Annotated in this window: 1 rRNA gene and 1 pseudogene; one reads left to right on the forward strand and one right to left on the reverse strand. The window is 53.9% G+C overall.

The features are described 5' to 3' along the window. Positions 1–2,768: ribosomal RNA gene (locus DNX69_RS02000) — 23S ribosomal RNA — on the reverse strand; the annotation flags it as partial. A 94-nt stretch (positions 2,769–2,862) separates the two neighbouring features. On the opposite strand from DNX69_RS02000, the pseudogene DNX69_RS26450 reads away from it, so the two are divergent. Continuing rightward, a pseudogene (locus tag DNX69_RS26450) lies at positions 2,863–3,109 on the forward strand (hypothetical protein); the annotation flags it as partial.

The raw sequence follows: 3,109 nt of genomic DNA on the forward strand, positions 1-3,109 counted from the left end.
GCACTTCCACATCCGGCCTATCAACGTGGTCGTCTTCCACGGTTCTCAAGGGAATGCTCGTTTTGAGGTGGGTTTCCCGCTTAGATGCTTTCAGCGGTTATCCCGTCCGTACATAGCTATGCTGCACTGCCGCTGGCGCGACAACAGCTCCACCAGAGGTACGTTCATCCCGGTCCTCTCGTACTAGGGACAAATCCTCTCAACATTCCAACACCCACGGCAGATAGGGACCGAACTGTCTCACGACGTTCTGAACCCAGCTCACGTACCACTTTAATCGGCGAACAGCCGAACCCTTGGGACCTTCTCCAGCCCCAGGATGTGATGAGCCGACATCGAGGTGCCAAACGACGCCGTCGATATGGACTCTTGGGCGTCATCAGCCTGTTATCCCCGGCGTACCTTTTATCCGTTGAGCGATGGCCCATCCACGCGGGACCACCGGATCACTATGACCGACTTTCGTCTCTGCTCGACTTGTTGGTCTCGCAGTCAGGCAGGCTTATGCCATTGTACTCGACGAACGATTTCCGACCGTTCTGAGCCTACCGTCGCACGCCTCCGTTACTCTTTGGGAGGCGACCGCCCCAGTCAAACTGCCCACCATGCGCTGTCCCGGATCCCGCTGAGGGAACGCGGTTAGATATCCATAACCATTAGGGTGGTATTTCACATTGCGGCTCCACCCGAGCTGGCGCCCGAGCTTCAAAGCCTACCACCTATTCTACACAAACAGTCACGAATACCAGCGCAAAGCTACAGTAAAGGTGCACGGGGTCTTTCCGTCTGACCGCAGGAACCCCGCATCTTCACGGGGAATTCAATTTCACTGAGTCTATGTTGGAGACAGCGGGGAAGTCATTACGCCATTCGTGCAGGTCGGAACTTACCCGACAAGGAATTTCGCTACCTTAGGACCGTTATAGTTACGGCCGCCGTTTACCGGGGCTTCAATTCAGAGCTTGCACTCCTCCTCTTAACCTTCCGGCACCGGGCAGGCGTCAGACCCTATACGTCATCTTGCGATTTCGCAGAGCCCTGTGTTTTTGTTAAACAGTTGCCACCCCCTGGTCTGTGCCCCTCCTGACCGCTTGCGCGACCAGAAGGCCTCCTTATCCCGAAGTTACGGAGGTAAATTGCCGAGTTCCTTCAACATAGTTCTCTCAAGCGCCTTGGTATACTCTACCAGTCCACCTGTGTCGGTTTCGGGTACGGTCTGATGTGGAGGCTATTTCCTGGAACCCCGTCGAGGCCCGACCAATCCAGTAAGGTCGAACAACATAAGGGATTCGTCACCATCCACTGGCTCACGAATATTCACGTGATTCCCATCGACTACGCATTTCTGCCTCGCCTTAGGGACCGGCTAACCCTGCGAAGATTAACTTTACGCAGGAACCCTTGGACTTTCGGCGACACTGTCTTTCACAGTGTTTGTCGTTACTCATGCCAGCATTCGCACTTCTGATACCTCCAGGCGCCCTCACGGGTCGCCCTTCGCAGGCTTACAGAACGCTCCGCTACCGCGTGCTTGCGCACACCCTAAGCTTCGGCTCGTGGCTTGAGCCCCGTTACATCTTCGGCGCAGAAACCCTTATTTAGACCAGTGAGCTGTTACGCTTTCTTTAAAGGATGGCTGCTTCTAAGCCAACCTCCTGGTTGTTTTGGGATTTCCACATCCTTTCCCACTTAGCCACGAATTGGGGGCCTTAGCTGTAGGTCAGGGTTGTTTCCCTCTCCACGACGGACGTTAGCACCCGCCGTGTGACTCCCGGATAGTACTCTCAGGTATTCGGAGTTTGGTTGGGTTTGGTAAGACGGTAAGTCCCCCTAGCCCATCCAGTGCTCTACCCCCTGAGGTATTCGTCCGAGGCGATACCTAAATATCTTTCGCGGAGAACCAGCTATTTCCCAGTTTGATTGGCCTTTCACCCCTAACCACAAGTCATCGGAGCCTTTTTCAACAGGCACCCGTTCGGTCCTCCAGTGAGTGTTACCTCACCTTCAACCTGCTCATGGCTAGATCACTAGGTTTCGGGTCTAATCCAACGAACTTGACGCCCTATTCAGACTCGCTTTCGCTGCGCCTACACCTATCGGCTTAAGCTTGCTCGTTAAATTAAGTCGCTGGCCCATAATACAAAAGGTACGACGTCACCCAGAACGTATCTTGGGCTCCGTCTGTTTGTAGGTGTCCGATTTCAGGAACTATTTCACTCCCCTCGTCGGGGTGCTTTTCACCTTTCCCTCACGGTACTGGTTCACTATCGGTCGCTGAGGAGTACTTAGGCTTGGAGGGTGGTCCCCCCATGTTCAGACAGGATTTCACGTGTCCCGCCTTACTCGAGCATCATTGGTCGCATTACTTGTACGGGGCTATCACCCTCTAAGGCTCTGCTTTCCTGACAGATTCCAATTGTCTTCCAATGATGACTGGCCTGGTCCGCGTTCGCTCGCCACTACTAGCGGAGTCTCGGTTGATGTCCTTTCCTCCAGGTACTTAGATGTTTCAGTTCCCTGGGTTCGCTTGAAACCTCCTATGTATTCAGAGATCTCATACCTTCTCTTGATAACCGGAAATCCAAAATCTCATCATCCTTGCGGACAACAAGACCTTGGAGTTCCGGCTATCGAAGGTGGGTTTCCCCATTCGGAAATCCACGGATCAAAGCTTCTTCGCAGCTCCCCATGGCTTATCGCAGCGTAGCACGTCCTTCATCGCCTCTCAGCGCCAAGGCATCCGTCGAACACCCTTAAGGCACTTGATTGCTCTCATTATCAATGTCCACACACTCGGCAGAATGTGTCGCGAGCCGCCACAAGGGCAAGCCGCAACGGGACATTGATTAGAAAGACCAGTTATTGCTTCGTAAGATCGACCCGATGACGATGCGGTCAAGCGTCGTCAACAAGAAGCGTTTTACAACCCGGTCGTCTTGCAACAACCAGGCGCCGAAAACACTCCGGAGATACGCGATCGATGCCCCGCAGATTGCTCTGCAAGACCCGAACCCGGATCGATCTCCTCTTCACGATGTCAGAAAACCCGCCAGGCTGCGCATTGCGCAAAGCCGGCGAATACAAGTTGCGGACGAAAAACCATCGTCGC

This window comes from Rhodopseudomonas palustris (assembly GCF_003226555.1).
Taxonomy (GTDB): Bacteria; Pseudomonadota; Alphaproteobacteria; order Rhizobiales; family Xanthobacteraceae; genus Rhodopseudomonas; species Rhodopseudomonas palustris_I.